Below are 26,273 nucleotides of genomic sequence, written 5' to 3' on the forward strand. Positions count from 1 at the left end.
CGGTCTACGGCTCGTACCGCAGTTCTCCGGCCCGGATCGGCTCGGCCACCCGGTTCTCCTGGGGGGCCAGGGGACAGGCCCAGCGGTCGTCGTACGCGCAGGAGGGGTTGTAGCCGTAGTTGAAGTCGAGTCGCAGCCGGTTGCCGGGCAGGACGGTCACGCCACGTCCGAAGGTGCCCTTCACCGTGTCGGTGAGATAACGGCCACCACCGTAGGACTCGGGCCCGCAGGAGCCGTCCCGGTACGGCAGGAACAGCCCGCCGCCGTAGGCGTTCAGCCACCACAGGGTCAGCGGACCCCAGGGCGTACGGGCGATGCCGACCCGCCGGTACCGGAGCACCCCGTCCGGGCCGCCGGTGTCGATCTGGTGATCGCCCTCGGCTGGCTCCACCGGCACCTCGACCACGGCGTCCGGGTTCGGCGGGAAGTAACGCAGCCCGGTGAACCCGGCCCGCCGCTCGACCGGGATGGGTGACTGCGGGTGTCGGGCGAACAGGTCGTCGCGGGCGGCCCGGAATGCGGCCAGGTCGCCCGGGCCGAGGTAGAGGCGGGCAACCTGCTCGCGCCAGTCGGCCAGGTCCAGTTGATCCACCCGGCCCAGGCTAGCGCGCGGGTGGTCAGGCGGGCGCGGATCGGGCGGACGGCCGCTCGGCGAGGCTCGCCTCGGAGTCGAAGAGCAGGCACGACGAGGTGGCGTACGCGATCAGCCGGCCCTGGTCGTCGGTGAGTTTCGCCTTGGCGAGCGCGGTGCGGCGTCCCCGCTGGATGACCGTGCCCTCACAGCGCAGCACGCCGGTGGCGACGGTGGCCGGCCGGAGGAACTTCACGTTGAGGTCCAGTGACGTGTAACCGGTCCCGGCCGGCAGCGTGCTGTGTACGGCGCACGCGGCGGCGGTGTCCAGCAGGATGGAGAGCACCCCGCCGTGCACGCTGCCCAGCGGGTTGTAGTGGAACTCCTGGGCGGTCATCTCCAGCGTCACCCGGCCGGGGTCGGCGGTGATCCGGTCCAGCCCGACCATCTGCATCACCGGCGGTGCCGGCACCTCACCGGCGATCATCGCGCGGAGCAGGCCGAGCCCGTCACGTCGGCCGAGCTGGGCGGCGCTCTCGGCCGGGTCGGACCAGGAGAACGAGCGATGGCGCGTGACGGGCTGCGTCTGGGTCATGGATGCAGCCTGGCAGGCGCTTGCTGGGTCTGTCAATGAGACTTAGCCTGGCGGCATGACAACAGCACCCGAGGCGCTCGACTGGTCCGTGGAGAACTGCACGATCGCCCGGGCCATGTCGGTGCTCGGCGAACGGTGGACCCTGGTGGTGCTGCGGGAGGTCTTCAGCGGCATCCGGCGCTTCGACGACATGCGCAAGCGGACCGGCATCCCCCGCCAGGTGCTCACCGCCCGGCTGGCGATGCTGGTGCAGCGGGGCGTGCTGCGGCGGGAGCCGTACCGGGAACCGGGCGCCCGGGTGCGTCACGAGTACCGGCTCACCACGATGGGGCTGGAGCTGTGGCCGGTGCTGGTGGCGATCCTGGAGTGGGGTGACCGCCACCTGGCCGACCCCGAGGGCTCACCGCTGACCACGGTGCACCGGGACTGCGGAGCCGAGGTGCGGGCGGTGCTGCACTGCGCGGCCGGCCACGAGGTGACCAACCCCCGGGAGGTCGTGCCGCGTCCGGGCCCGGGCGCCCGCCGACGGGACATCGCCGGCTGACGCCCGGACCCGGTGCCGTCGCGGGCGCCGCTACCAGCCGAAACCGGCGTTGTACGAGACGTTCGCGAGGACCTGCTGGCCAGCGGTGTTCGGGTGGAAGTAGTCCCAGCCGGACAGCTGGTTGAGGCTGAACGGGTAGTTGAAGATCGCGTTGCCGTCGAAGGCGCAGTTGGCGCCGTACGCCGAACAGGCCTGGGCGAGCTGGGTGTTGTAGTCGATCACCCGTTGCCGCACCCGGGTGCGGCGGTCGACGTCGGCCTGGGCGTTGGAGGTCGGGCTGGCCAGCATCGACTGGCAGATGCCGAACAGCGACCAGGCGGTCCGGGCGGCGAGGTCACCGCGTCCGACCGACCAGAGTCGCTGGATGTCCGGGATGCTGATCACGAACACCCGGGCGTTCGGCAGTCCGGCCTTCAACCGGCCCAGCGCGGTGTCGATGTTGGCCCGGAAGGTGGCCACCGGGGTCATCCCCGACTCCGAGCTGGCGCAGGCGTCGTTGGCGCCGATCAGCATGGTGACGTACCCGACGGTGCGGGCGACGGCGGCGTCGGCCTGGCCGGGCATGTCCGCGGACTCCGCCCCGGACTCCGAGACGTTGTGGTTGTTGCCGTTGATCGCCGGATTCGTCGTACGGATCCGCAGGTAGTGGCTGTTGACCGAGGAGTCGGTGCCGGTGCTGAACGAGCGGGACGGGCAGTCGACGTACCAGCCGCAGGCGTTGAAGCCGCGGGTGATCGAGTCACCCATGCTGGCCATCGAGGCGGGCGGGGGTCCGGGGTCGGCGCTCGCCGGGACGGCGAGGCTGGCGGCGCCGAGGCTGGCGGCGGTGACGAGCGCGGCGGCGGCGAGTAGGACGGAACGGGCTCTCCGGATCGGGGAGCGGGTCTTCCGGATCGGGCGGGGGGCGGTGGTACGGGACATCGACGGCCTCCGGATCACGGTGCCTGGGCCAGTGGGGGTGCGCCAGAGCATATAGACAGACCTCAGTGTGGACAACGGTGGTTACCGGCCGGTTGCCAAGGCTCATCCATAAGGCGTACGTCCTGCTGTAGTCGATATGTTACGAGTCTTGTTCATGATCTTATATGTCTGAATACTCGTGGAAGATGTGCCGCAAGGCGGCGCAGAACCCTCCAAACCCCCCTTGGGAGGCTCCATGCGACCCACGAGGTCCCCGATCCGTCGTGCCGCGGTCGTCCTCAGCGCCGGCACCCTTGTCGCCGGGATGATGTCCGGTGCGCCGGCGTACGCCGCCGCGCCGGTGGCCCCCGCGTCCCCGGACGCCGCGACGGCGCTCTCCGACCGGCTCGGCGCCCGTTCGGCCGGCACGTACCTGGACGAGGCCACCGGAAAGATGATCGTCACCGTCACCGACGAGGCCGCCGCCCGTGAGGTCCGGGCCTCCGGAGCCACCCCCCGGATCGTCGCCCGCGGTGCCGCCGAACTCGCCGGGGTGACCGCCGAACTGGACCGGTCGGCCCGGATCCCCGGCACCGCGTGGTACGTCGACCCGGTCAGCAACCAGGTGGTCGTCGACGTGGACAGCACCGTCGCCGGCGCCAAACTGGCGAAGATCAAATCGGTCGTCGCCCCGTTCGGCGGCGCGGTACGGGTCCAGGCGATCCCCGGCATGCTGAGCACCACCATCTCCGGCGGCAACGCGATCTACACCGGCGGCAGCCGCTGCTCGCTCGGCTTCAACGTCCGCAGCGGCAACACCTACTACTTCCTGACCGCCGGGCACTGCACCAACGCCGGGGCGAACTGGTCGGCCAGTTCCGGCGGTTCGGTGATCGGCACCCGGGCCGGCAGCAGCTTCCCGGGCAACGACTACGGCATCGTCCGGTACGCCAGCGGCGTCGCCCAGCAGCCCGGCGACGTCACGCTCTACAACGGCAGCTTCCGGGACATCACCGGGGCGGCGAACCCGAGCGTCAACCAGTCGGTGCAGCGCAGCGGCAGCACCACCCAGGTGCGCAGCGGCCGGGTGACCGCGCTCAACGCCACCGTCACCTACCAGGGCAGCGGTACGGTCTCGGGCCTGATCCGGACCACCGTCTGTGCCCAGCCGGGTGACAGCGGCGGTCCGCTCTTTGCCGGCACCACCGCGCTCGGGCTGACCTCCGGCGGCAGCGGCAACTGCTCCACCGGCGGGGTCACCTTCTTCCAGCCGGTCGTCGAGGCGCTCAACGCGTACGGCGTCAGCGTCTACTGAACCGCGCGTCCCCTGACCGGGCCGCCGTCCCCGTCCGGGACGGCGGCCCGGTTTGCTCGACGGTGGCGGTACCAGCGCAGACCGACCAGCACCACGACGAGGGGCCAGACCGCCTCCGTCCCGGCGGCCACCCGCTCGGCGAGGCCGGCCGTCGGCCCGTCCGGCAGTTGTCGCGCCAGCCACAGTCCGGCCCCGAGCATCACCCCGCTCGCGACGAGCCCCGCCGGCCGGCGGAGCACCCACGGGCGGTCCGACCGGTCGGTGCGTCGGGAGCCGGGGGACGGGGCGGTGCGTCGGGGGCCGGGTGTCAGGGCGGCCACCGCCGGCCAGGCGGCCAGCGCGACGAAGGCGACCACCGCCGCGATCCCGTGCGCGGGCGGGGTGACCGAGTCGACCTTCGGTACCGCCGCCACCACGATGGTCGCGACGCCGCCGAGCCCGTACACCAGCCGTCCGGCGAGCGACACGAAACGCAGGCCGACTGCGGTCACCAGGTGCGCCAGCCCGAGCCCGGCCAGGCAGGTGACCAGGATCAGCTTGTCGACCGGCCCGTAGGAGGAGAGCAGACTGATGGTGTCGGCGACCGGGTCGTAGCCGTCCGGCTCGCGGACCGCCGCCAGGGTCCACCCGACGGCCAGGAGCGCCGGGGCGGCCACCGAGGAGAGCACCCCCCACCAGGGCACCACAGGCATGACCTGACCCTACGTGTCCAGCTGGTCGCGACAGGTCAGGTCGGCCGGTACTCCATCTCCGGTCGGCCCGGTGCGCCGTACCGGGGGCTGCGGGCCACCCGACCGACGTCGACCAGGTGTTCCAGGTAGCGCCGGGCGGTCACCCGGGAGATGCCGGTCCGGGCCGAGACCTCGGTGGCGGACAGCCCCGGTTCGGCCCGCAGTGCGGCGAGTACCGCGTCCAGGGTCTGGGTGCCGAGACCCTTCGGCAGGGTGTCGGCGTCCGCGCCGCGCAGCGTGGCGAACATCCGGTCCACCTCGTGCTGGGCGTCGACCGTACCGTCGACCAACGCCTGCCGACGGTACTCGGCGTACCGTTCCAGTTTGTCGCGGAACGCCGCGAAGGTGAAGGGTTTCAGCAGGTAGTGGGTCACCCCGAGGGCGACCGCGGCCCGCACCACGGCGAGGTCCCGGGCCGAGGTCACCGCGAGCACGTCGGTGACGCTGCCGGCGGCCCGCAACGCCCGGCAGACGTCCAGGCCGTGCAGGTCGGGCAGCCGGAAATCCAGGAGTACGAGGTCCACGCCCGCCCCGCCGTCGGCGCGCAGCGCCGCCATCGCCTCCCGGGCGGTGTGCGCGACGCCGACCACACGGAACCCGGGCACCCGTTCGGTGTACGCCCGGTGCGCGTCGGCGAGCAGCGGCTCGTCCTCGACGACGAGCACCCGGATGGCGCTCACCGGCCGACCTCCGGTGCGGCGGCAGCCTGCTCCGGGCCGGTCGGGTCGCCCGGTTCCGCCGCCTGTCCCTGGTCCGCCGCCTGTCCCTGGTCCGCCGCCCGTCCCTGGTCCGCCGGCTGTCCGGGAACGGTGGACCGGCCGGGGATCGGCAGCCGGACGCTGAACAGGGTGCCGCCCTCGGCGGGACGGGTCACCTCGACGGTGCCGCCGTACCGGGCGACCACCTGGCCGACCAGGGCCAGGCCGAGCCCGCGTCCGGGGCTCTTCGTCGACCAGCCCCGGCGGAACGCCTCGGTGACCTGGCTCGGGTCGAGCCCGGGCCCGTTGTCGGTGACCTGGACCGTCACCTCCGCCTCCGTCGCCCCGAGGTGGACCCGGACCCGGCGGGGCGGCGTGGTGCCGGCGACCGCCTCCAGGGCGTTGTCGACCAGGTTGCCGACGACGGTGAGCAGGTCGCCGATGGGCAGCGGGTGCCCGTCGAGCCGGGAACCGGGGTCGACGGTCAGGTCCACGCCACGTTCGCCGGCCCGGGCGGACTTGCCGAGCAGCAGGGCGGCCAGTGCCGGTTCGGTGACCGCGCCGACGACCCGGTCGGTGAGCTGCTGGGCCAGACTCAGCTCGGCGGTGGCCAGCCGGACCGCCTCCTCGGTACGCCCCAACTCGACCATGGTCAGTACGGTGTGCAGCCGGTTCGCCGACTCGTGTGCCTGGGCCTGCAACGCCTCGGTGAGTCCGCGTACCGAGTCGAGTTCACTGGCCAGCGTCCGCAGCTCGGTGTGGTCGCGCAGGGTCAGCACGGTCCCGGCGGCCCGGCCGTGGAAGGTGGTCTCCCGCTGGTTGGCCACCAGCATGCGATCACCGGCGATGACCGGTTCGTCGTGGGCCGGGCGACCGGAGACGATCAGTTCGGTGACCGCCGGCGGCAGCCCGAGCTCGGTCACCCGCCGGTCCTGGGCGAGGCTGGTCCCGGCCAGCCCGAGCAGCCGTCGGGCCTCGTCGTTGACCAGGGCGACCCGGCGGTCCGGGGTCAGCACCACCAGCCCTTCCCGGACCGAGTGCAGGACGGCGTCGTAGTACTCGTACATCCGGGTGATCTGGGCCGGTCCCAGGCCGTGCGTCTGGCGGCGCAGGCGGCGGCTGAGCAGCCACGAGCCGGCGGCGGCCAGGGCGAGCGCGGCGGCGGTGGCGGCGAGCAGCGCCGGTGCCTGCGCCAGCAGCTTCCGGTTGATCGCCTCGGTGGTGATGCCGACCGAGACCAGGCCGACGACCTCGCCGTCCGCGTCCCGTACCGGCGCCACCGCCCGCACCGACTCGCCGAGGGTGCCGACGTTGACCGTGGTGAACGCCCGACCGGCGAGCGCCGGGCCGATCTCGCCGACGAAGGGCTGGCCGATCCGGTCCGGGTTCGGGTGCGAGTAGCGGGTCCGGTCCGGCGCCATCACCACCACGAAGTCGGTCCCGGTGGCCTGCCGGGTGGCCTCCGCGTACGGCTGGAGGCGGCTGGCCGGGCTGGCGGAGCGCAGTGCGGTCGCCACGTCGGGGGAGTGCGCGACCGCCTCGGCCACGGCGAGGACCCGTTCCCGCGCCGCGGTCCGTACGTCGGTGCGGGCGAGCAGCACCGCGCCGACCATGCCGGCCACGACCAGCAGGGTGACGACAAGGACCTGCAGGGCAAAGAGTTGCCCGGCGATGCTCCACCGTCTGGACATGGGCTGCGGTGCTCTGCTCTCTCCGGGGTGCGCGGCTGGCCGTTGTACGAGGTCACGGCCGGATTGGGGGGCCGTTCGGAGTCTGGCCGGTGAACACAATGAACGCAAGGCTGCCTCGGGACGGGTCGCGGGTCACTGTGACCCCATGCACACCCCCACCAGCATCCGGCCGCGACGGGACCGGACCCGTTTCCTGTATCTCGCCGTCATCATCGCCGTTGTCGCCGGCATCGTCGTCGGGTTCGTCGCGCCCGACGCCGCCAAGGAACTGAAGCCGATCGGCACCGGCTTCGTCGCGCTGATCAAGATGATGATCAGCCCGGTCATCTTCTGCACGATCGTGCTCGGGGTCGGGTCGGTCCGCCAGGCCGCGAAGGTCGGCAAGGTCGGTGGCCTGGCCCTCGGCTACTTCCTGATCATGTCGACGGTGGCGCTCGCCATCGGCCTGGTCGTCGGCAACATCGTGCACCCCGGCTCCGGCCTGCACCTCGGCGCCGCCCAGGCCGCCGCCGGTCAGGCCCAGGTCAGCGGGGACAGCGAGGGGACCGTCGACTTCCTGCTCGGGATCATCCCGACGTCGCTCTTCTCGGCGCTCACCGAGGGTGAGGTGTTGCAGACCCTGCTGGTCGCGCTCCTGGTCGGCTTCGCCGTGCAGGCGATGGGCCGCCGGGGCGAGCCGGTGCTGCGTGCCGTCGGTGTGGCGCAGCGGCTGGTCTTCAAGATTCTGGCGATGGTGATGTGGCTGGCCCCGCTCGGCGCCTTCGGGGCGATCGCGGCGGTGGTCGGCGCGACCGGTGTCGACGCGTTGAAGAGCCTGGCCCAGATCATGGTCGGCTTCTATGTCACCTGCGCCATCTTCGTGATCGTCTTCCTGGGTCTGCTGCTCTGGCTGATCGCCCGGATCTCGATCTTCTCCCTGCTGAAGTACCTGGGTCGGGAGTTCCTGCTGATCCTCTCCACCTCCTCCTCCGAGTCGGCGCTGCCCCGGCTGATCGCCAAGATGGAGCACTTCGGGGTGAGCAAGCCGGTCGTCGGCATCACCGTTCCGACCGGCTACTCGTTCAACCTCGACGGCACCGCGATCTACCTGACCATGGCCTCGCTCTTCGTCGCCGAGGCCCTGGGTAAGCCGCTGGCCATCGGCGAGCAGATCTCACTGCTGGTCTTCATGATCATCGCCTCGAAGGGTGCCGCCGGGATCACCGGTGCCGGACTGGCCACCCTGGCCGGCGGTCTGCAGAGCCACCGCCCCGACCTGGTCGACGGCGTCGGCCTGATCGTCGGCATCGACCGGTTCATGTCCGAGGCCCGGGCGCTGACCAACTTCGCCGGCAACGCGGTGGCGACGGTGCTGATCGGCACCTGGACCGGGGAGTTCGACCGGGGGCAGGCGCGGGCCGTACTCGCCGGGCAGCGACCGTTCGACGAGGCGACCATGCTGGACGAGGACGAGTCGGCCGACGACGCGGAGCCGTCGGCCGACTCTCCGGCCGACGACACCCGGCTGGCGAAGGTCTCCGGGTAGCGGACGCCGCTGAACCAGCGTCGTCAGGCAGCCACGGATGGCGGGCGCCCGGTGGGAATCCGTTTCCCGCCGGGCGCCGCGACCACGTGCGCGGTGGCGACGCGGGCATGGCTCACCTCGGGGTGCTGGCCCCGGCCGCACCCGTCGGTTGCTCGCAGGGATCGAGGCCGTTGACGTCGGGCATACGATCGTCGGCCGAGGCGAATTTGAGGTTCTGGTCGAACTTCGGCTGCCACTCGTCGAGGATGAACTTTTTGATCTTCTCGGTGAGGAAGGCGCAGGTCTTCGGGAAGTTGTTCGGCAGTCCGATGCCGTACGCGTCGCGACCGTACCGGAAGTTCTTCGGCACCTGGAGGTCGTAGCCCGCCCACTGCGGGGCCGCCGCCGCCCCCTCCAGCACCACGCGGTCGGTGGACACCGCCAGGACCTCGCCGTCGACGACGCGTTGCACACAGCGTTCCAGGCTCGGTTCCTCCGCCGGCGCGATTCCCATTTCCCTGAGCCGCTCCGCGGACGTCGAACCGCTCGGGACGCAGACGCTCTTTCCTCGCAGACTGTCGAAGTCCTCGATTTCCTGATCTCCCTGGGTGAGGATGCCCTGGCTGTCCAGGAAGTACGGTCCGGCGAAGTCGATCTGCTCGCGCCGCGTGTCTGTGATCGAGAACGTCGAGATCACCAGTTTGACGTTCTTGTTGACCAGCCTCGACTCGCGCTGGTCCAGCGGTATCGAAACGAAGCTGGCCTCGAAGCCGATCTCCCTTTCCAGCCAGTGTGCGAAGGCCACGTCGAACCCGGTCCACGTCCCGTTGTCGTACTCGCTCAACCCGGGCTGTTCGGGGTTGATGCCGATCGCCACCGTGCCGCTGAGGTAGCGCGCCGGGTCGTCCGGGTTCGGTTCGGGGGCGGTGCCTCCGATGGAGCAGGCGACAGCGGCCCCCGTCACCAGGACGCCGACCAGCGCCGCCGAGACTGGCCGGCGGACCGGACGGGGAAGGATGGAGCTGATCTTCATGGCGGCCACCTCTGTTCGGGTGTACGACTCAACGGTCGAGGTGGCCGTCGGCGAGCGTCACCTCGATGAGACAGCTCGGATCGACGACGCCCCGATACGTGATCTCCAGTTCCACGCTCCGTACGTCGGAGCCGACCGGTATCTCGACAAACTGGTCGTGTCGAGCCCGGACGAGCCCGCCGGGCCTGCCGTCGACGACCGGTCTGATGTCCAGCACCGCCGGGACGACGCAGTTGCCGGCAGTGCTGAGCGCCCTGATCTCGGGGGTGAACGTCAGCGATCCTCGTAGCGGCTCGCCGTCGATGACGGGAACCAGGGCCGCGGATCCTTCCGGGCTCAGCCGGGTGGGCGTACCGAACTCGACGTGCAGGTCGGATCGGTTGTCGTGCCACCACTGCACGGCGTTCAGCAGTACGACGAGCAGGAGGAGGGACGCCAGCGCCAGGGTTCCCCGGATCCACCGGGCCCGGCCGAGGTCGCCGGCCTGGTGGACCTGGTCCTGCGGGGTTGTCGCCTCGTCGGATGGTCCACCCCTCCGGCCGGTCCGGGAGCCGATGAGGGGCCGGAGATGTTCGACCAGAAACGGCGTGACGATTGCGGCGATCAGCGCCAGAATCTCGATCAGCCAGCCTGCCCGCTCCTCGCCGAGCGTGTACAGAACGGCGGCGATCAGACCGATCAGGAGCGTCGGCAGAAACCATTTCAGCTCGCGGACGACGAAGGTCCGGAGCCGTCCGGATCGATCGGTAGCGCTGCTCACGGCAGCGAGGCTAGCAGTTGTCAGGTTGCGGAGACATCTCCGACAAGCGATGTCGGCCGTACCGATTCCAAGGTATACCTCGCTGTGACCGGAAATTGGCACCGAACATCGGCAAGCCGGCCGAGCGGGGACCGGAGCGACGCACCACCGTGGATGGTCGGCCAGGTTGTGGTCGGCGTCGGGTCCGGACCGCCGGCGGCCCGGACCCGACGCCTGCGGTCTCAGCTCCAGGTCATGTCGATCTGGCGTTCGAAGGTGACGTAACCGGCCCGGGCGAAGGCCTTCGCCATCGGTACGTTGCCGACGTCGGTCGCCGCCCGGATCCACGGTACGTCCTGCTCGGCGAGCAGCCGCGTCCCCGCCGCCAGCACCTCGTCGATGTAGCCGTGGCCGCGGTGCGCCGGCACCACCCCGATGTAGGCGATGATCGGGTTGTAGCCGTTGTGCGCGGGGATGACAAAGCCGACCGGCTCGCCGTCCGGCAGCGTCGCGATCCGCCACCAGTCACGGGGGCTGGGATAGCGCAGCAGCTCGGTCTGATACTGCTCCTCGGCGGCCTGCCGGGCGGACATCCGGGTCAGCTCGTCCCGGCTGTGCGCGTCGAGGCTGCCGTCCATCACCAGGGTCATCAGGTCGACGAGTTCCCCGGGCTCGCGAATCGGTCGGAAGACCAGCCGGCCGGTGGGCTCGGGAATCGGGGTTCCGGGTCGCCACTCCAGCCGCAGCCGTTCGACGAAGAGCTTGGCACCCGTCCGCTCCAGGACCTCCATCCGGTCCTGGACGATCCGGCGACTGGTGTTGTCGTCACGCCAGTCCGGCGGGACGAAACGGGTGTACTCCGGTGGTGTCGCCCCGGCGGGTACCACCGTGGGCAGCGCCGCACTGAGCAGTCCTACGCCGTCGTCGGTGTTGTCGACGATGTCGAGGATGTCCAGCACCAGCGGGTGCTCGTCGTTCGGGCGGGACCACCAGGCGGCCCGGGCCACGAGACGGTCGCCGCGCAGGGCGAGCCACAGCCATTCCGGGCGGCGTCGACCCTCCGCCAGGTCTTTGGCGATTTCCTTGTTGAGGACGTACGGCAGGCTGTTGAACAGGTCAAGCTCGTCGGGCCCGGTGATCGGGCGCAGGGTCAGGTCGGTGTGGTGCTGAGTCGTCAAGGCATTCTCCGGAGGAGGGCGACCTGTCCGTGCCGGGGTTCAGCTCTGCTGACTGCCCCGGGAGGACGTGGACGCGGTGTGCGTGGCGTACATGGCCCAGCCCTCCTTTCTTGTGTTCGGCCGTGATGATCTGTACGGCCGCGAAACCTACGTGCCGGTCCGGTCCACCTGCAACCGATTAACTCTCGGGTCGCGGTCAGGCCCGCCGCACGGAGAACTCGTTGCCGTCGGGGTCGGCGAGCACGATCGTGCCGTCCTCGTCGACCTCGAGCCGGGTGGCCCCGAGGGACACCAGGCGGTCGACCTCGGCCCGCTGGTCGCCGCCGTCCGGAACGAGGTCGAAGCGCTGCCGGTTCCGTCCGGTCTTCGGCGCCACTGGCGGGCCTCCCCAGGCGACCTTCGTGCCGCCGTGCGGCGACTGGATCGCGGTCTCCTCGTCGTGCTCCCACACCAGCGGCCAGCCCAGCGCCTCACTCCAGAAGAGGCCGACCGCCCGGGTACCGTCGCAGGCGAGTTCCCCGAGGAAGCCGCACCCGGCGAGGTAGTTGTTGCCCGCCTCGATCACACAGAGCTCGTTGCCCTCGGGGTCGGCCAGGACGATGTGCCCCTCCTCGGGGAGCTGCCCGACGTCGAGGTGGGCGCCGCCGAGCTCCAGCACCCTCGCCACCGTGCGCTCCTGGTCGTCGTCGCGGTCGCTGGTCAGGTGCAGGTGCACGCGGTCGAGCCCCACCTTCTCCGTGGCGCTTCGGACGAACCGGAGGCCGACCTGGGTGTCGTCGCCGGGCAGCAGGGCGCCGCCGCCGTCCTCGACGACCTTCCTGCCGAGCAGGTCGGCCCAGAACCGCGCCAGGCGATCCGGGTCGTGCGCGTCGAGGGTCAGTGCCAGCAGTCGAGAGGGCATCACCCGACAGTAGATACAGGCCGTCGGGGCGACAACGCGTTTTGCCGGGCCCAGCCGAGGAACGCCGCCGGCAGAGCCAGAGCGGACGCAGCGGTAGGTGGAGGGCCGCGCGACCGGTCGGCGGCTGGTTCATCGCGGCGTCCGTCGCGACGGTGCTGTGGGGCGTACCGGATCGGCTGGACCCGGGGTCGCCAGGGTGACCACATGGGAACTCCTGCTCGACGGACGTGGTGGGTTGGGGACGGGGAGCCCCGGGGACCGGCTCGGTGGGCGAGTGGGGGAGCGGTCCCCGGGGCGGGTCACCGGGTCGAGGGGAGACCCGGTACGCGCCGACCGATCGGGTCCGGTTTGGCGCGTTTCCCGGTTCACAGTCTGGTGTGGAAACCGCTACGGTCGGAAGTGTTCACGCGGCGACCGGGTCGATGTCCCATCGATGTGCTGTCGATGTCCGGAGCCGGTACGCCCGAGGTGAGGAGCCTGTCCGTGACCGAGTAGCCGTCCACCCACAGCCTCTTCGCCGGCGAGTTACGTCGGCTCCGGGGTCTCGCCAGTCTGTCGCAGGAGGGACTGGCCCAGCGGATCAACTTCTCGCCCGCGATGGTCGCCAAGGTCGAGCTGTGTCAGCGGAGACCGACCCTGGACTTCGCCAAGCGCTGCGACCTGGTGTTGGACTCCGACGGACTGCTCGCGCGGATCCAGCAGGTGCTCGGTCCGGGGCCGGTGATGCCCTGGTTCCGGCAGTGGGCGGTCAACGAGCAGGAGGCGGTCGAGCTGCGTTCGTTCGAACTGTCGGTGATCCCCGGTCTGCTGCAGACCGAGGCGTACGCCCGGGCGTTGCTCACCGGTGGTCGACTCTTCACCCCCGAGGAGGTGGATCAGCACGTGGCGACCCGGCTGGCCCGGCAGGAGATCCTGACCCGGGACAAGCCGCCGCTGTACACCGCCGTGATCGACGAGCGGGTGCTGCACCAGCCGGTCGGTGGACCGGCGGTGATGCGGGAACAACTCCTGCACATCGCCAAGCTCTGCTCGGAGCATCCCCGGATCCGGGTCCAGGTGGTGCCGACCAGCGTCGGGGCGTACGCCGGCCTGAACGGGCCGTTCGTGATGGCGACCCTGCCCAGCAGTGGTCAGCTCGTCTTCCTCGACGACCAGCTCGACGGGCGGCTGGTCGAGCGCGAGGTCGACGTGGTGGCGGTCCGGATCTGGGATACGATCCGCGGAGAGGCACTGTCCTACCAGCAGTCCATCGAGCTGATTGTGAAGGCGGCGGAGTCGTGGAAATGACCGGCGCGGTCTGGCGCAAGAGCAGCCGCAGCAACGCCAACGCCGGCAACTGTGTCGAGGTGGCGGACAACCTGACCGGGGTGGTTGGGGTACGGGACAGCAAGGACCCGACCGGCCCGGCCCTGACCTTCGACCCGACCGCCTGGCGGTCCTTTGTCCGCGCCGTCAAGTCGCGGTAGTCGACGCCTCGACGTCTTGTGTCAGGCTCGTGCTCCACAGCGGAGAGCAGCCTTCGGCCCGCCGGATTCCCCCGATCAACTGGCGTCTGTTCGACAATGACGGTCGACCTGGCCGCTTCGGCGTGGGCAGCAACGGCCCCAGCGTTGCCCACTGGGCGTCGGTCAGGTCGAACCGCCCGGCACCGCCGGGGTGTCCACGAGGTCTCCGGTTCAGGGGTTTGCTGGGTCGCTGAACCATCTACCGGAGACCTCGCCACATCACGACCTCCGGCCCACGAGGATTCCTCGAACCGGTTCAAACCCTGACCCGAGTTCGACACGCGTGGTAGTGGTCACGATCGGGATCATCGACGTTGCTGTCACCGGCGCGACGCGACGCCAACGCGGCACCTGTCGGCCCGGCTGAACCAGCCGGCGTAGGTGAGCACCAGGCCGGCCACGGCCAGGGTGCCGAAGAAGAGCCGAAAGAGCAGCGTCGCGGTCGGCGACTGCAGAGTGGCGTCCGCACTGGACTGGACCGTCGAAGGAACAGCGATCAGCAGAAATCCTCGGATGGCCACGAACCAACCGAACAGCGACACGGTGATCGCCAGCGGACCGCGCCAGTTGCGGTGTACGCCGATGATGATCAGGCCTCCCCCGAGCATTGACGCGCCAAGCATCCAGACCATGGACGGCTGGTCGAACAGGTTGCCAACCAGCTTTCCCAGGTCGGGCAGGCGGATCGCGAGGACAGTGGTGAAGACCGCGACGTAGGGGCCGATGACACGGGCGAACGCGCGGGTGCGTTGCTGTGCCTCGATGCTTGTGATTGTCATGATCGCTCCGTGTCTGTGGGGTTGTGGCGTTCGGCTGGCCCGCCTTCTGGTCGGTAACCGGCCTGGTGGAGTGCGGCGCGCAGGAACCGCTCGACCTCGGTTGGCGTGCTGGTATCCGGGTACACGGCCAGGTGCTGCCAGACCGCGCCGGTAAGTAGGTCGAGCAGGATGTTGATGTCGGTGTCCTCGGGCAGTTGTCCCGCTTCGCGGGCCCTGGTGAGCACGTCTCGCCGGGTGTGGTCGCGGTGCCTGCCGAACTGACTCTGGTAGGTCTGAGCGAGTTCGGGATCGTCCTCGATCGCGCCGTAGAGGCGCCGCAGCAGCCGGCGTTGCTGACCTCGTGTGGCGCGGCTCTCTGGTACGTGACTGGTACCCGTTCGGGATTCCGGCGTCGTACGGCTTCCCGCCCCGACCTCGACGGCGGAGGGCCATCCACACGACATTGCGGTCTTTGACTGCGACGAGGTCGGCTGTGACGATTCGTCGAACCCGTGATCAACCTGGCCACGCTTCCGCTCGGAGCGGGACACGCTCTACCGGCTTCCGGTATCGGAGAGCGGGCACGGCCGCTCAGAAGCCGACGTCGCCAAAAGCGTAACCTATAGGTTACGCTTTCTGATGTGGACGAGGTGGCGGGAGCGATCGCCGATCCGGTACGGCGGGAGATCCTGCTGATGCTGCGCGACGAACCGCTCTCGGCCGGGCAGATCGCCGACCGGTTCGAGATCAGCCGACCGGCGATCAGCCGTCATCTGCGGGTGTTGCGGGAAGCCGGCCTGGTACGTGACACGGCTGACGGGCGCCGGCGGGTCTACACACTCGTCACCGCGCCGCTCGACGAACTGGTCGGCTGGCTGGGGCGACTGATGCGCCCCTCCGACTGGCAGCACCGCCTCGACGCGCTGGAGACCGAGGTCTACCGCACCCGCCGCGAGCGGCACACGGCCGCCGGGCGGCGCCCATCACAGAAGGAGATTGCATGAGCCCGACACCGACAGGCCGACTGTTCGGCGACGACCTCGTGCTGACCCGTACGTTCCGCGCGCCGATCGACGACGTCTGGGCGAGTCTCACCGATTCGGAGCGTACGGCCCGGTGGTTCGGCCCGTGGCAGGGCGACGCGGCGCCCGGAAACACGATCAAGGTCCAGATGGCGCAGGAGGAGGACCAGCCCTGGATGGACATGACCATCGAGGCGTGTGAACCACCGCGCCGGCTGGCGCTCTCTGCCGTGGACGAATACGGCAGTTGGCACCTGGACCTGACGCTGGTCGAGAGTGCGGGCGTGACCGAACTCCGGTTCACCCAACACCTGACCGGTACGGAGGTTGTCGGTGAGGTCGGACCGGGCTGGGAGTACTACCTGGACGCGCTGGTCGCCTCGCGCGACGGCCGGCCGGCGCCGAACTTCGACGACTACTACCCGGCGATGAAGGAGCACTTCGAGGCGCAGCGACCGACGAACGTCGAGTAAGGCCCTCCGTCACACCGGGCTGGTCAGCGGCGTCGGCGACTCGTTGTCGAAGGTGGCTTCGGCGAGCTCCCTGACGGTACGGACGAAGGTCGCCACCGCAGCTGACCGCGACTCGGCCGGCCAGGCCACCGCCAGGGTCGTCGGCTCGAGTCCGTCCACCGGTCGATAGGCGATGTTCGACCGTGGGAAGCGCCGGGCCACCCAGTCGGGCAGGAACCAGACGATGTTGCCCACTTCGACCAGGTTGAAGATCTGGGAGAGGTCGAGTCTGCTCCGCCGGTCCGCGGGCGGCGGCTGCGGGCCGCCCGCCTCGGCCGGCGTACCGTCCGGGAGTCGCCGCCCGGTCAGGTCGGACAGCCGTACGGTGGTCCGCGCGGCCAGCGGGTCGGCGGCCGCCAGCGCCACCAGGCGTGGGCCCGTGACCAGCGGTTCCGTGTCCAGTCCGCGCTCGTCGAACGGGGTCGGCAGCAGTGCCACGTCGGCGCGCCCGTCACGCAGCGCCGGAACCTGTTCGCCGTGCCCGCCGAGCAGCAGCTCCACCGGCGGGGTCCGGTACGCGTCCATGATCTTCGGCAGCAGTCCGGCGTCGTAGTCGGCCTTCAGGGCCAGCCGTAGCGTCGGCACCGGCCGCCCGGCGTTGCGGGCCCGGTGCTCCGCCGCGGCGACCGCGTCCAGCGCCACCCGGGCGTCGGCCAGCAGCGTCTCGCCGGCCGACGTGAGCGTGACCTGGCGCGTCGTGCGGATCAGCAGCTGCACGCCGAGCTGTCGCTCCAGATCACGGATTGCCCGGGACAGCGGCGGCTGCGCCATGCCCAGCCGCTCGGCGGCCCGCCCGAAGTGCCGCTCCTCGGCCACCGCCACGAAGTACCGCAGCTGCCGCGTCTCCAGGTTACTCATACCGCCAGAGTATCAATCGGGACGGAGATGATCCTTCTGTCCAGCGTCTGGCCCGCGTTCACTGGACCTCGTCAAGTTCGTCACCGAATCGAGGAAAAATGATCGTGGTTACCGCTCCGACCGGCAACATCGGCAGCCGGCTGGTGCAGAATCTGCTCGACGCCGGCGCGCCGGTCCGCGTTGTGGTCCGGGATCCGGCGCGGCTCGCGCCGGGCGTCGCCGAGCGGGTCGAGATCGTGCGCGGCTCCCACCGCGACCCGGCCGTCGTGACCGAGGCGTTCGCCGGTGCCGACGCCGTCTTCTGGCTCGTGGCGGCCGACCACCGTGCGGAGAGCGTCGACGCCGCGTTCTCGGGCTTCACCCGCCCGGTGATCGAAGCGTTCATGGCACCCGGCGTCGGGCGGGTGGTCGGCATCTCGGCTTTGGGTCGGGGCACACCGGTGGCCGGGCGCGCCGGGCACGTCACCGCGACCCTGGCCATGGACGACCTGATCGTCGACACCGGCGTGCCGTACCGGGCCCTGACCATGCCGTCCTTCATGGACAACACGGTGTGGCAGGTCGGCCCGATCGCGGCCCAGGGTGTCCTCTACGGCCCGTCCCTGCCCGACCTGTCCGCGCCGCTGGTCGCCACCCGGGACATCGCCGCGGTCGCCGCCCGGCTGCTACGCGACGACACCTGGACCGGGTTCGCGGAGGTGCCGGTGCTCGGCCCGCAGGACCTCACCTACGACGAGATGGCCGCGATCATCTCCGACGTGCTCGGTCGGCAGGTGCGCTACCAGCAGATTCCAGGCGAGGTGTACAAGGCGAACATGATGCGGGCCGGGTACTCCGAGCCGATGGCCCAGGCCCTGCTCGACATGGCTGTCGCCAAGAACAACGGCCTGGACAACGGCGTCACGCGTACGCCGGAATCCAGCACCCCGACCACGTTCCACCAGTGGTGCGTCGACGTGCTGAAGCCGGCCGTCGACGCCTGACGCCGAGGTGGCTCTGGCCCGGTCGCCGCCGGAGGTTACCCGGTGGCGGCGGCGACCGTCGCGGCCCGTCGGATCGACTCGGCGTCGTCGATGATCTGCTTGACGGCGTTCGCCGCCCAGACCGTACGCCGAAACTCGTCGAAACGGGAGCCGACCTGTTGTGGCGGCAGGTCGGGCAGGATCCGTCGGGCCGATCGGTCAGATATGGATGTCGAGAAGAAGTGGTACCGGCACCTCGCCGTCGAGCACCTCGGCCAGCACCGCCTTGTGTTCGGCGTCGATCGGGTACGGCGATTCCTGGAAGGCACGCACGGCCGCGTCGTAGTCGGCCGACTCCACGACATAGACAAAAAGCGGCCCGTCCGCAGTTTCGAGAATGAAGCCCTGTTCGTGGGTGACGCCCTCGTTGGCAAACGTCTCCCGGATCTCGTCGGCGCGGCGCATGCCCTCGGCGAGCCACGCCTTGAGCTGGTCAACCTTGCCCGGACGGATCCGCGACACCTTGATCTTGATCATCGACATCTCCCCGTGCTGTCCGTGTCGGGCCGACACGGGAAGGTGGCTGGAAAAGTCCACGAGCGCGCCCGACCGGCCCCGGCCAGGGTAGATCACGTTCATTGCCCTACTCGTGGGTTGTGACGCAGGTTAACGTCAGAATGGGTACGCGCAACGTCCCGTGGCGTCACCTACCCTCATTTCCATACCCGAATCAGATAGTGGTTCCCGCCGACCGGGAGGAACCGTCGGGCGACACCCGGCGTCCGCAGGTTGGTGATCGCGCCGCGTGCGGGGACGTCGCGGATTGACTGACGGCGATAGGGTCACCGATCGTGGCCCACCCTTCCGGCTCCGACGCCCTCGGCATCCTGTCCGTCCACTTCACCGGCCTGCGACTGGCGGGCCGGACCGCCGTCGCCGAGCTGTACGTGGGACGTGACCGCTCCGGCGTCCCGGTGAGCGTGGCGGTGCTGACCGGGACGGCGGCGGCCGACCCGCAGGTACGGGCCGGGTTCCTGGCGGCGGTCGGTGGCAGCACTTACGCCCCGTACGCCGGTGACCTGCCGGTGCACGCGGCCGACCTGTCGGGGGCGCGACCGTGGGCGGCGGTGCTCCAGCGACCGGATCAACCCGGCGCCGAACGGCTGCTGTCCGGGCTGCCGGGCGGCTCGGTCCCGGGCTCCCCGTCCTTCGCCGCGCCCCTGCCCGGCACACCGCTGGCCATGCCACCGCACGGCGCGCCGTTCGCCGTACCGCCGACGGCCGGACCTCCGAGCCCGGGAGTGCCGGGTGGCATCCCGGGCTGGGCGTCCGGGCCCGGTCAGCCGCCCAGTCCGGGTCATCCGCCCGCGCCCGGCCCGTCGGGTGGCATCTCCACCGGTGCGAAGACGGCGCTGATCGCCGGCGGTGTGGTTCTGCTCCTGGTGGTCGTGGCCGGGGTGTTCGCCGTCGTCAGTCTGCTTCCGGGGCCGGACCCGAAGCCGGTCGCCGGGCCGACGACGGTTCCGGCGCCGACGGAACCGGCCGGGGCGCCGGGAACGGGTGAACCCTCCGCCGGGCCGGGGCAGGGTTCCGCCACCCCGGGAGAGCCGCCCACGACGGGGGAGCCGTCTGCCGCGCCGGGGGAGCCGAGTCTGCGCGACGTACCGCCGGTCAGGGTGCTCGGCCCGTCCTACGCCCCGGGCGAGCCGACGTACACGATGACGTTCCCGGACTGGCCGTTCGCGTTTCGTACCCCGGAGACCTGGGGCTGCCTGGGCGGCCGGTCGGAGATTCCGGACAGCAAGGGATGGGTCTGCGTCGACGAGGGGAACCCCGGCAGCCGGCAGCAGGCCAAACTGCTGCTGCGCCCGTGCGAGACCACCTGTACGGCAACCGAACGCCGGGCGATGAACGAGGCCTGGATGAAGCAGCCGGGCCGGGCCACCGTGGTCCGGGAGCGCACCTACTACGTCGAGACGAAGCGCAACCCGCAGGGCCTGTACGAGGTGGTCGCCAGCCACTTCTTCCGCGATCCCGGCGGCGGGTCGGAGCACTGGCAGATCGGCGTCTACGTCTCGTCTCCAGCCGAGAGCCGCGACGACGTGTTGAAGATTCTCAACGATGTGCTGACCCAGGCTGGCTGAATTGAGGACGGGACGGGTCCGCCGAGGTCCAGTGGGCCCGGCGATCGGACGATGGCGGCTGGCAGTCCCGGTTTCGAGACGCTGCACGCCTACTTCCTCGAACGGCTCGGGCCGGTCACCAGGTAGGCCAACTGCGGCACCACCTGCCGCAGTGTCGACTCGACGATCTCGATGTCCCAGCCGGCGTCGGTCACCGGCACGGACACCGTACGCAGCCGGGCGCGGCGGATCGCCTCCAGTGCGTTCGGGTACGACGGGTTTTCCACCACGACCCGGTCGCCGGGCGCGCAGAGCAGGCCGAGGATCAGCGTGAGGGCGTGCTGTGCGCCGGAGGTCACCAGGATCTGCTCGGGCCGGGTGGCCAGGCCCCGCCGGGTGAACCGCTCGGCCACGGCGGCCCGCAGTTCCGGCAGGCCGTACGGGTGGTATCCGGGGGTGGGCAGGTGCTCGGCCAGTCGGGGAGTGATCTCGCCGAGCGCCTCGCCGAGTGTTCGCTCCGGTAGGCCGGGAGCGGCCCGGGCCAGGTCGATCGCGGTGTCCGGAGGGCTGAGGATCCGACTCACACCACGTGGCGTACGTCCCGGCGGCAGGGCCGTCCAAGTGCCGGAACCCTGTCGACTGTGCGCGTAGCCGCTCTCCCGCAGCAGGTCGTAGACGGCGGTGACGGTGGTCCTGCTGGTGTGCAGGGCGGCGGCCAGTTCCCGCTCGGCCGGCAGCCGGACGTGCAGTCCGATCCGCCCGTCCAGGATCAGCCCACCGATCGCCTGGGCGAGCTGCCGGTAGGCGGGCCGCACTCCCGCCGGGTCGGGCAGCAGGGCGGCGAGCTGCCGGCTACCGAGACTGGGCTCGGCGCGCCCGCTCCGGTCCGTGGACTTCGGCGGCATCGGCTCGACCATGCCATTCTCCCCGGATTGGCCCTGCGGTCTGGGCCAATCACCCTACAGACTCGTCGCCGTGACCGCGTCCTCCCAGCCATTTCCGTCCACGCCACCGCTCGACTACGTCCCGTTCGCCGAACGTCCGGTACGACGACTCGCCCAACTGCTCGTCGGCCTCGCCCTGTACGGCTTCAGCCTCTCGCTGATGGTCCGGGCGGAACTCGGCATCAACCCGTGGAGCGTGCTCTACGAGGGACTGCAGCGGCACACCCCGTTGAGCTTCGGCACGCTCAGCGCCGTCGTCGGTCTGTTCGTGCTGCTGTTCTGGATCCCGCTCCGGCAGCGGCCGACGTTCGGCACCGTCGCCAACATCGTCGTGCTGGCCTGCTCGTCCGATCTCGGCCTACTGATCGTTCCCGCCGGGCTGGCGCTGCCGGCCAGGACCGGTCTGCTGATCGGGGGTGTGCTGCTCAACGGGCTGTCCATCGCCGTCTACGTCGGTGCGCGGTTCGGCCCCGGCCCCCGGGACGGACTGATGACCGGCGCCGCCGCCGTGACCGGGCGTTCGATCCGACTCGTCCGGACCCTGATCGAGCTGAGCGTGCTCGTGCTGGGCTGGCTGCTGGGTGGCACGGTCGGTGTCGGCACCGTGCTGTACGCGGTCACGGTCGGCCCGACCGCACAGCTCTTCCTCTCCCGGTTCGCCTACCGTGCTCAGGCCGGGCCCGGTGGCGGATCCCGGTGGCGGGCGAGGGCGGCGTGGGCCGCTTCGAGGCGTACGTCTCCGGGCCGGTCCGAGGAGTCGCCCGACACGTCGTCGGCCCAGTCGAGCAGTTGACGCAGGTGTGGATCGGCCCCGGTCCCGGTGACCGGAGGATCACCCAGCACGACGATCCCGGCAGTGCCGTCGACGGCGATCACCGTACCGTCGGCGATGGTCCGTCCCCCGACCCGGATGGTGTCGTCGGCGACGACGAGGTCGGCGACCCCGACCACGGCGGCCTTGCCCAGCGCCCGGGCCACCACCGCAGCGTGGCTGGCCGGGCCGCCCCGCGCGGTGACGACCCCGACCGCCGCGGCGAGCCCGTGCAGGTCGAGCGGGGAGGTCTCCGGGCGTACCAGGATCACCGGGCCGGTCGCCGCCATCCGGGCCGCCTGGTCGGCGGTGGTCGCGACGCGGCCGACCGCGACACCGGGACCGGCGCCCCGACCACGGGCGAGCACGTCGGCCTCGTCGACCACCGCGAGCCGGGGCGTACGCGGCTGGCGGAGCTGCCGGGGAGAGATCCGTAGCAGGGCCTCGTCCCGTCCGATGACGCCCTGGTCGGCGAGGTCGACCGCGAGCCGGACGGCGGCGGCGCCGACGAACCGCGCGGGACGGACCTGCAACAGCCACAGTTGCCCGGCCTCGACGGTGAACTCCAGGTAGCAGGCGTCGCGGTAGTGCCGCTCGATTCGCTCCATCGCCTGCCGGAGAGCGGCCCACACCGCCGGGAGCCGTTCGGCGAGGTCGGCCAGCGGCCGGGTCAGTGACCGTCCCGAGACGACCTCGTCGCCCTGCCGTCCGAACAGGACCTCGCCGAACGGCACCGGTTCGCCGGTGTCCGGGTCGCGGCTGAACGCGACCCCGGTCCCGCTGTCCGGGTCGCGGTTGCCGAACACCATCGCCTGCACGACCACGGCGGTGCCGAGATCGTCTGGGATGTCGTGCAGCTGCCGGTAGGTACGGGCCCGGGGCGTGTCCCAGGAGTCCAGCACCGCCGTCACCGCCAGCCTGAGCTGCCCGACCGCCTCGTCGGGCAGCGGCGGGCCGCCCTGTTCCGCGATCGCGGCGGCGAAGCTGGTGAGCAGGCTCAGCCGCGAGTCGAGGGCGAACCGCGGATCGCCGGTCTCGGCCGCCAGCCCGGCGGTGGCTCCGGTGGTGAGGCCGACGTTGAGGACTGTCGACATCATGCCGGGCATCGACACCTCGCCGCCGGAGCGTACCGAGACCACCAGTGGCCGCCCGGGGCCACCGAAGGTGCGTCCGGTGGTGCGTTCGAGGTCGGCGATCGCGGTGGCGAGTTCGCCGTCCAACCCGTCAGGCAGTCGCCCGGCCTGCCGGAACGCCCGGTACGCCGAGGTGGTGACGACAAAACCCGGCGGTACGGGCAACCCGAGTCGCCGGAGCAGCACCAGGCCGGCGGCCTTGGCCCCGAGTACGTCGGCCGGCTCGTCGACCTCCGTCGACAGTGGACGGATCCAGCTCATCGGGGGATGCCGAGGGTGGCCAGCAGGTCCTCGTGCAGTTGGAACCAGACGGTGTGGTACGCCTCCAGGTGGTCTGTCAGGTACTCCCGTTCGCCCGCCGTCACCCGGGCGAGGGCGTCGGCGAGGCGGACGCGGTAGCGGCCGTACCGGGGCAGGACGGTCGACAGGGCGGTGCAGACCACCTCGGCCCGTCGGTCGAAGGTGACGAACAGGTCCAGCACCCGGGCGTCGTACCCGGGATCGTGGTGGTCGTTGACCGTCACGATGCCGTCGACCAGTCGGGTCTGCCACGCCGTGCAGAGGTCGAGCAGTTCGGTGTTGAGCGGCAGGAAGCGGTCGTACGCCTCGGTGACGGCGGCCCGGGTGCCCGTGGTCCGCAGCTCGTCGGCGGTCCGGGTGGTGTCGGCGTTCCGGCCGGCCCCGGTCAGCCCCCAGCCACCGAAGTCGCCGGCCTCGTGTCGGACGAGTCCGGCGACGGCGAGGTCGATCAGCTCCGACTCCACGTCGGCCGCGTCGAGCCCGGTCGCCGTGGCGATCCGGGCGAGGTTGGCGAACCCGATGCACCGGAGGGCGTGCAGCACCAGCCACCGCTGGTCGGTCAGGACGGTCACCGGGCCAAGATACTCTCAACATCCGGATGGTAGGAACATCCGGGTCTCCTGTCGGGCAGCTGGCTCCCGCTACGCCAGTGCCGCCGACCTGTCCGGCTTCTCGATCGCGGACAGCAGGTCGAGCTGTGCGCGTACCGCCCGGGGATCGGAGCCGACCGCGCTGACCAGCACCGCCGGACCACCGGCCAGCGGCAGCACCGCTGCCGAGACGTCGGTGGGCAGGTCGGCCGGGACACCGTCGGGCCGGGCCGCCGAGACGACACCCGGCCGGGCCGTCGGCGGACAGCCGGCGGCGGGTGGCAGGCCGGTCCGCGCCCAGGCGGGGTCGACCACCAGGACCGAGCCGACCACACGGGCACCGCCGAGCACCGCCGGGCCCGACCAGCCCGGCGCCCGCGGCCCGACCGCGAGGTCGTTGCGGAGCAGGGTACGGCCGCCGTACCGCAGCGTCGTCGAGATCCGTACGTCGCCGCCCGGCTCCGCGTACCGGCCGCAGACCAGTTCCTCCCGCCAGCACAGGGCGGCGCCCTCGGCACACTCGACCTCGGTGACCGTGACGTGGTCACAGCCGGCCGCCCCGATCAGCGGCTCGGGCAGCCAACGCAGCACACCACCGGCCGCCACCCGGGCCGTCACGTGCAGGCGGGACGCGCCACCGGTTCTCCCGGGCAGCGCCAGTGACGCCGCGACACCGCGTACGCAGAGCCGGGCACCCGGACCGACCTCGATCTCCAACCCCAGGTCGTCGCCGCCGAGCGGCCCGGCCGCCCCGCCGACCAGATGCAGCTGCACCCCATCCGCCGGGTCGGCGGAGAGGGTACGGCGCGGCAGCAGCGGCGGTTCGCCCCGGACCGTCGCCAGCCGGCTGCCCCGGGACGGGTCGGCGACGACCACGATCCGGGCCCGGGCCCGCATCAGCCCGGCAGCTTCGCGGGGGCACCGGGCCGGCCGGCCACCAGTCCCCGGATCCACCGGGCGACCTCGGTCGCGGTCGGGTCCCCGACCAGGGAGAGGAAGACGGTGGGCAGCTCACCACGCCGGGCGGCGGCGTCCCGGGCCATCACCGACAGGTCGGCGCCGACCAGCGGCGCCAGGTCGGTCTTGTTGACCACCAGCAGGTCGGCCGAGGTGACCCCGGGGCCGCCCTTGCGTGGCACCTTGTCCCCACCGGCGACGTCGACAACGAAGATCTGCCGATCGACCAGGCCCCGGCTGAACGTCGCGGTCAGGTTGTCGCCGCCGCTCTCCACCAGCACCAGGTCGAGCGGACCGAGAGTCGCCTCCAACTCCTCGACCGCGTCCAGGTTCGCCGAGATGTCGTCCCGGATCGCGGTGTGCGGGCAGCAGCCGGTCTCCACCGCCCGGATCCGGTCGGCGGGCAGGACGCCGTTGCGGAGCAGGAAGTCGGCGTCCTCGGTGGTGTAGATGTCGTTGGTGACCACGGCGAGCCGCAGTTCGTCGGCGAGTGCCCGGCACAGCGCCGCGACCAGTGCGGTCTTGCCGGAGCCGACCGGGCCACCGATGCCGACCCGCAGCGGCCGGGGGCCGCCGGCCGGCGCCGGGGCCAACGGCGGATGCGGGGCGACTCCGGGATCCGGATGCGAGTGCGGCACCTCGTCGGCGGGATGCCCGTGCGGCGCGGCCGACCCGTGCTCGTGCTCGTGCGGTTCAGGACGCAAAGAGACGCACCTCCCAGCTGGCGTGGATCTCGGCACCGATCTCCAGCAGCGGCGCGGAGTCGGCGGGCAGCAGGTCGACCGGTTCGGTGGCCCGGGCGACCGCCTCGACGGCGAGCCGGTCACAGTCACCGGCCAGTACGGCGAGCAACGCGTGCACCGCGTACGGGTCGAGGCCGAGCAGGCGTACGGCGGCACTGGCCGGACCACTGACCGAGCCGTACGCCGCGGTGACCGCCGCCTCGACCGGGGTGAGCCCGGCCGCCGCCGCCACGATGCCGAGCGCGACCGGATGGTGCCGGTCCCGGTGTGCCGGGTCGACCGACCAGATCGCCCGACCGGCCCGGAGCAGTGCCCGACCCTGCACCCGGGACGCCCGGCGCAGTGCCGGGGACGGGGTGCGGGCGTCCAACCCGTCGTCCAACTCGTCCAGCCGACGCCGGTCGACGGCACCCGCCACGGCGCCGCCCGGCACGGCTGCGGTGCAGGCGGCGGCGGCGAAGACGGCGCCGATCCGGCCGGTGGTGTCGAGCCGGCCGTGCAGGAACCCGGCGAGCCCGGGCAGGTCGGTGAGCCGGCCGCCGGTGACCGCCGCCTCCAGGCCACCCGAGTGGGCGTGCCCGCCGGCCGGCAGCCGCCCGTCGGCGAGGACGAGCAGGGTGGCCAGGGCGGGCGACCCGGTAGGGGTGGTCACGAT

Annotated in this window: 29 protein-coding genes and 2 pseudogenes; 11 read left to right on the forward strand and 20 right to left on the reverse strand. The window is 71.4% G+C overall.

Annotated elements, in window-relative coordinates; translation table 11 throughout:
* Positions 1-4 precede the first annotated feature (4 nt).
* Together ABGB21_RS19760 and ABGB21_RS19765 are read right to left on the reverse strand one after the other, a co-directional pair.
* A complete protein-coding gene (locus ABGB21_RS19760) occupies positions 5-592 on the reverse strand; it encodes a DUF1684 domain-containing protein (RefSeq protein WP_347655121.1) in 588 nt (195 codons plus the stop codon).
* Positions 593-617: 25 nt separating this feature from the next.
* The gene (locus tag ABGB21_RS19765) at positions 618-1,166 is read right to left on the reverse strand and encodes a PaaI family thioesterase (protein ID WP_347678899.1); all 549 of its coding nucleotides are present in this window, start codon (positions 1,164-1,166) and stop codon (positions 618-620) included.
* A gap of 55 nt (positions 1,167-1,221) precedes the next feature.
* Here ABGB21_RS19765 and ABGB21_RS19770 point away from each other — a divergent pair, with 55 nt between their 5' ends.
* Complete coding sequence (locus ABGB21_RS19770; RefSeq protein ID WP_347655119.1) at positions 1,222-1,710, forward strand: helix-turn-helix domain-containing protein; 489 nt, start codon at positions 1,222-1,224, stop codon at positions 1,708-1,710.
* A 30-nt stretch (positions 1,711-1,740) separates the two neighbouring features.
* On the opposite strand, the gene ABGB21_RS19775 is transcribed toward ABGB21_RS19770, so the two are convergent.
* The gene (locus ABGB21_RS19775; RefSeq protein ID WP_347655118.1) at positions 1,741-2,631 is read right to left on the reverse strand and encodes an SGNH/GDSL hydrolase family protein; all 891 of its coding nucleotides are present in this window, start codon (positions 2,629-2,631) and stop codon (positions 1,741-1,743) included.
* A gap of 235 nt (positions 2,632-2,866) precedes the next feature.
* On the opposite strand from ABGB21_RS19775, the gene ABGB21_RS19780 reads away from it, so the two are divergent.
* Entirely contained in the window at positions 2,867-3,925 is a 1,059-nt protein-coding gene (locus ABGB21_RS19780) for a S1 family peptidase (RefSeq protein ID WP_347678901.1), read from the forward strand.
* On the opposite strand, the gene ABGB21_RS19785 is transcribed toward ABGB21_RS19780, so the two are convergent.
* Genes ABGB21_RS19785 through ABGB21_RS19795 form a run of 3 tightly spaced genes read right to left on the reverse strand, consistent with a single transcriptional unit; the run spans position 3,919 to position 7,045 of the window.
* On the reverse strand, positions 3,919-4,617 hold the full coding sequence (locus tag ABGB21_RS19785; protein ID WP_347678903.1) for a DUF998 domain-containing protein: 699 nt from the start codon (positions 4,615-4,617) through the stop codon (positions 3,919-3,921). The genes ABGB21_RS19780 and ABGB21_RS19785 overlap by 7 nt on opposite strands.
* Positions 4,618-4,652: 35 nt before the next feature.
* Positions 4,653-5,336, reverse strand: coding sequence for a response regulator (locus ABGB21_RS19790; protein ID WP_347678905.1), 684 nt, complete (start codon positions 5,334-5,336; stop codon positions 4,653-4,655).
* A complete protein-coding gene (locus tag ABGB21_RS19795) occupies positions 5,333-7,045 on the reverse strand; it encodes a sensor histidine kinase (protein ID WP_347678907.1) in 1,713 nt (570 codons plus the stop codon). Before ABGB21_RS19795 ends, ABGB21_RS19790 begins: the two co-directional genes overlap by 4 nt.
* A gap of 145 nt (positions 7,046-7,190) precedes the next feature.
* On the opposite strand from ABGB21_RS19795, the gene ABGB21_RS19800 reads away from it, so the two are divergent.
* Positions 7,191-8,570: a cation:dicarboxylase symporter family transporter gene (locus ABGB21_RS19800; RefSeq protein ID WP_347678909.1), complete on the forward strand. Its 1,380-nt coding sequence runs from the start codon at positions 7,191-7,193 to the stop codon at positions 8,568-8,570.
* 112 nt (positions 8,571-8,682) lie between these two features.
* Here the strand turns inward: ABGB21_RS19800 and ABGB21_RS19805 are convergent, their stop codons facing one another.
* From ABGB21_RS19805 to ABGB21_RS19820, 4 genes are all read right to left on the reverse strand, one after another.
* The gene (locus ABGB21_RS19805) at positions 8,683-9,582 is read right to left on the reverse strand and encodes a transporter substrate-binding domain-containing protein (protein ID WP_347655112.1); all 900 of its coding nucleotides are present in this window, start codon (positions 9,580-9,582) and stop codon (positions 8,683-8,685) included.
* A 28-nt stretch (positions 9,583-9,610) separates the two neighbouring features.
* Positions 9,611-10,342, reverse strand: a complete 732-nt coding sequence (locus ABGB21_RS19810) for a hypothetical protein (protein WP_347678911.1) — start codon at positions 10,340-10,342, stop codon at positions 9,611-9,613.
* A gap of 221 nt (positions 10,343-10,563) precedes the next feature.
* Positions 10,564-11,499, reverse strand: a complete 936-nt coding sequence (locus ABGB21_RS19815) for a GNAT family N-acetyltransferase (protein ID WP_347678913.1) — start codon at positions 11,497-11,499, stop codon at positions 10,564-10,566.
* Between the two features lie 196 nt (positions 11,500-11,695).
* On the reverse strand, positions 11,696-12,400 hold the full coding sequence (locus tag ABGB21_RS19820) for a VOC family protein (protein WP_347655109.1): 705 nt from the start codon (positions 12,398-12,400) through the stop codon (positions 11,696-11,698).
* A 525-nt stretch (positions 12,401-12,925) separates the two neighbouring features.
* Here ABGB21_RS19820 and ABGB21_RS19825 point away from each other — a divergent pair.
* The 3 genes and pseudogenes from ABGB21_RS19825 to ABGB21_RS19835 all read left to right on the forward strand — a co-directional run.
* A pseudogene (locus ABGB21_RS19825) lies at positions 12,926-13,069 on the forward strand (helix-turn-helix transcriptional regulator); the annotation flags it as partial.
* Positions 13,070-13,123: 54 nt separating this feature from the next.
* Positions 13,124-13,687 carry a DUF5753 domain-containing protein gene (locus ABGB21_RS19830; protein ID WP_347679034.1) on the forward strand — a complete coding sequence of 188 codons (564 nt, stop codon included), beginning with the start codon at positions 13,124-13,126 and terminating at the stop codon, positions 13,685-13,687.
* Complete coding sequence (locus ABGB21_RS19835) at positions 13,678-13,866, forward strand: DUF397 domain-containing protein (protein WP_347678915.1); 189 nt, start codon at positions 13,678-13,680, stop codon at positions 13,864-13,866. The genes ABGB21_RS19830 and ABGB21_RS19835 overlap by 10 nt, the downstream gene beginning before the upstream one ends.
* Before the next feature lie 359 nt (positions 13,867-14,225).
* Here the strand turns inward: ABGB21_RS19835 and ABGB21_RS19840 are convergent, their stop codons facing one another.
* Together ABGB21_RS19840 and ABGB21_RS19845 are read right to left on the reverse strand one after the other, a co-directional pair.
* Positions 14,226-14,684 (reverse strand): hypothetical protein, encoded by a 459-nt coding sequence (locus ABGB21_RS19840; RefSeq protein WP_347655106.1) that lies wholly within the window; start codon positions 14,682-14,684, stop codon positions 14,226-14,228.
* Positions 14,681-15,214: a TetR-like C-terminal domain-containing protein gene (locus ABGB21_RS19845; RefSeq protein WP_347678917.1), complete on the reverse strand. Its 534-nt coding sequence runs from the start codon at positions 15,212-15,214 to the stop codon at positions 14,681-14,683. The genes ABGB21_RS19840 and ABGB21_RS19845 overlap by 4 nt, the downstream gene beginning before the upstream one ends.
* A gap of 90 nt (positions 15,215-15,304) precedes the next feature.
* Here ABGB21_RS19845 and ABGB21_RS19850 point away from each other — a divergent pair, with 90 nt between their 5' ends.
* Together ABGB21_RS19850 and ABGB21_RS19855 are read left to right on the forward strand one after the other, a co-directional pair.
* Positions 15,305-15,667, forward strand: coding sequence for a metalloregulator ArsR/SmtB family transcription factor (locus tag ABGB21_RS19850; RefSeq protein ID WP_347678919.1), 363 nt, complete (start codon positions 15,305-15,307; stop codon positions 15,665-15,667).
* Positions 15,664-16,158 (forward strand): SRPBCC family protein, encoded by a 495-nt coding sequence (locus ABGB21_RS19855; protein WP_347678921.1) that lies wholly within the window; start codon positions 15,664-15,666, stop codon positions 16,156-16,158. Before ABGB21_RS19850 ends, ABGB21_RS19855 begins: the two co-directional genes overlap by 4 nt.
* Positions 16,159-16,167: 9 nt before the next feature.
* Here the strand turns inward: ABGB21_RS19855 and ABGB21_RS19860 are convergent, their stop codons facing one another.
* Positions 16,168-17,055, reverse strand: a complete 888-nt coding sequence (locus tag ABGB21_RS19860; RefSeq protein WP_347678923.1) for a LysR family transcriptional regulator — start codon at positions 17,053-17,055, stop codon at positions 16,168-16,170.
* A gap of 98 nt (positions 17,056-17,153) precedes the next feature.
* Here ABGB21_RS19860 and ABGB21_RS19865 point away from each other — a divergent pair, with 98 nt between their 5' ends.
* Positions 17,154-18,038: an NAD(P)H-binding protein gene (locus tag ABGB21_RS19865; RefSeq protein WP_347655101.1), complete on the forward strand. Its 885-nt coding sequence runs from the start codon at positions 17,154-17,156 to the stop codon at positions 18,036-18,038.
* Between the two features lie 198 nt (positions 18,039-18,236).
* On the opposite strand, the gene ABGB21_RS19870 is transcribed toward ABGB21_RS19865, so the two are convergent.
* A complete protein-coding gene (locus ABGB21_RS19870; RefSeq protein WP_347678925.1) occupies positions 18,237-18,554 on the reverse strand; it encodes a DUF6176 family protein in 318 nt (105 codons plus the stop codon).
* A gap of 314 nt (positions 18,555-18,868) precedes the next feature.
* Between ABGB21_RS19870 and ABGB21_RS19875 the strand changes: the two genes are divergently transcribed.
* Positions 18,869-20,161: a hypothetical protein gene (locus ABGB21_RS19875; protein WP_347678927.1), complete on the forward strand. Its 1,293-nt coding sequence runs from the start codon at positions 18,869-18,871 to the stop codon at positions 20,159-20,161.
* An 89-nt stretch (positions 20,162-20,250) separates the two neighbouring features.
* Here ABGB21_RS19875 and ABGB21_RS19880 read toward each other — a convergent pair whose 3' ends face one another.
* A complete protein-coding gene (locus tag ABGB21_RS19880; RefSeq protein WP_347678929.1) occupies positions 20,251-21,057 on the reverse strand; it encodes a PLP-dependent aminotransferase family protein in 807 nt (268 codons plus the stop codon).
* Between the two features lie 58 nt (positions 21,058-21,115).
* On the opposite strand from ABGB21_RS19880, the gene ABGB21_RS19885 reads away from it, so the two are divergent.
* Positions 21,116-21,877 carry a hypothetical protein gene (locus ABGB21_RS19885; RefSeq protein ID WP_347678931.1) on the forward strand — a complete coding sequence of 254 codons (762 nt, stop codon included), beginning with the start codon at positions 21,116-21,118 and terminating at the stop codon, positions 21,875-21,877.
* Here ABGB21_RS19885 and ABGB21_RS19890 read toward each other — a convergent pair.
* The 5 genes and pseudogenes from ABGB21_RS19890 to ABGB21_RS19910 all read right to left on the reverse strand — a co-directional run.
* Positions 21,877-23,289 (reverse strand): annotated as a pseudogene (locus ABGB21_RS19890) (pyruvate, phosphate dikinase); the annotation flags it as partial. The gene ABGB21_RS19885 and the pseudogene ABGB21_RS19890 sit on opposite strands and share 1 nt — an antisense overlap.
* The gene (locus ABGB21_RS19895; protein ID WP_347678933.1) at positions 23,286-23,900 is read right to left on the reverse strand and encodes a transcriptional regulator; all 615 of its coding nucleotides are present in this window, start codon (positions 23,898-23,900) and stop codon (positions 23,286-23,288) included. The gene ABGB21_RS19895 and the pseudogene ABGB21_RS19890, both read right to left, overlap by 4 nt.
* Positions 23,901-23,969: 69 nt before the next feature.
* Positions 23,970-24,815, reverse strand: coding sequence for an urease accessory protein UreD (locus tag ABGB21_RS19900; RefSeq protein ID WP_347678935.1), 846 nt, complete (start codon positions 24,813-24,815; stop codon positions 23,970-23,972).
* Positions 24,815-25,579, reverse strand: coding sequence for an urease accessory protein UreG (gene ureG, locus ABGB21_RS19905; protein ID WP_347678937.1), 765 nt, complete (start codon positions 25,577-25,579; stop codon positions 24,815-24,817). The genes ABGB21_RS19900 and ureG overlap by 1 nt, the downstream gene beginning before the upstream one ends.
* A complete protein-coding gene (locus tag ABGB21_RS19910) occupies positions 25,569-26,270 on the reverse strand; it encodes an urease accessory UreF family protein (RefSeq protein WP_347678939.1) in 702 nt (233 codons plus the stop codon). The genes ureG and ABGB21_RS19910 overlap by 11 nt, the downstream gene beginning before the upstream one ends.
* Positions 26,271-26,273: the final 3 nt, after the last annotated feature.

It is taken from the genome of Plantactinospora sp. B24E8 (assembly GCF_039871735.1).
Classification (GTDB): Bacteria; Actinomycetota; Actinomycetes; order Mycobacteriales; family Micromonosporaceae; genus Plantactinospora.

What these genes read in the sequence shown, in the direction of transcription:
- ABGB21_RS19880 (WP_347678929.1), bottom strand. Translation starts at nt 21,057, where the DNA reads ATGGTCGAGCCGATGCCGCCGAAGTCCACGGACCGGAGCGGGCGCGCC.
- ABGB21_RS19780 (WP_347678901.1), top strand. Translation starts at nt 2,867, where the DNA reads ATGCGACCCACGAGGTCCCCGATCCGTCGTGCCGCGGTCGTCCTCAGC.
- ABGB21_RS19795 (WP_347678907.1), bottom strand. Translation starts at nt 7,045, where the DNA reads ATGTCCAGACGGTGGAGCATCGCCGGGCAACTCTTTGCCCTGCAGGTC.
- ABGB21_RS19865 (WP_347655101.1), top strand. Translation starts at nt 17,154, where the DNA reads ATGATCGTGGTTACCGCTCCGACCGGCAACATCGGCAGCCGGCTGGTG.
- ABGB21_RS19770 (WP_347655119.1), top strand. Translation starts at nt 1,222, where the DNA reads ATGACAACAGCACCCGAGGCGCTCGACTGGTCCGTGGAGAACTGCACG.
- ABGB21_RS19800 (WP_347678909.1), top strand. Translation starts at nt 7,191, where the DNA reads ATGCACACCCCCACCAGCATCCGGCCGCGACGGGACCGGACCCGTTTC.
- ABGB21_RS19840 (WP_347655106.1), bottom strand. Translation starts at nt 14,684, where the DNA reads ATGACAATCACAAGCATCGAGGCACAGCAACGCACCCGCGCGTTCGCC.
- ABGB21_RS19765 (WP_347678899.1), bottom strand. Translation starts at nt 1,166, where the DNA reads ATGACCCAGACGCAGCCCGTCACGCGCCATCGCTCGTTCTCCTGGTCC.
- ABGB21_RS19830 (WP_347679034.1), top strand. Translation starts at nt 13,124, where the DNA reads ATGCCCTGGTTCCGGCAGTGGGCGGTCAACGAGCAGGAGGCGGTCGAG.
- ABGB21_RS19870 (WP_347678925.1), bottom strand. Translation starts at nt 18,554, where the DNA reads ATGATCAAGATCAAGGTGTCGCGGATCCGTCCGGGCAAGGTTGACCAG.
- ABGB21_RS19775 (WP_347655118.1), bottom strand. Translation starts at nt 2,631, where the DNA reads ATGTCCCGTACCACCGCCCCCCGCCCGATCCGGAAGACCCGCTCCCCG.
- ABGB21_RS19820 (WP_347655109.1), bottom strand. Translation starts at nt 12,400, where the DNA reads ATGCCCTCTCGACTGCTGGCACTGACCCTCGACGCGCACGACCCGGAT.
- ABGB21_RS19805 (WP_347655112.1), bottom strand. Translation starts at nt 9,582, where the DNA reads ATGAAGATCAGCTCCATCCTTCCCCGTCCGGTCCGCCGGCCAGTCTCG.
- ABGB21_RS19900 (WP_347678935.1), bottom strand. Translation starts at nt 24,815, where the DNA reads ATGCGGGCCCGGGCCCGGATCGTGGTCGTCGCCGACCCGTCCCGGGGC.
- ABGB21_RS19855 (WP_347678921.1), top strand. Translation starts at nt 15,664, where the DNA reads ATGAGCCCGACACCGACAGGCCGACTGTTCGGCGACGACCTCGTGCTG.
- ABGB21_RS19860 (WP_347678923.1), bottom strand. Translation starts at nt 17,055, where the DNA reads ATGAGTAACCTGGAGACGCGGCAGCTGCGGTACTTCGTGGCGGTGGCC.
- ABGB21_RS19785 (WP_347678903.1), bottom strand. Translation starts at nt 4,617, where the DNA reads ATGCCTGTGGTGCCCTGGTGGGGGGTGCTCTCCTCGGTGGCCGCCCCG.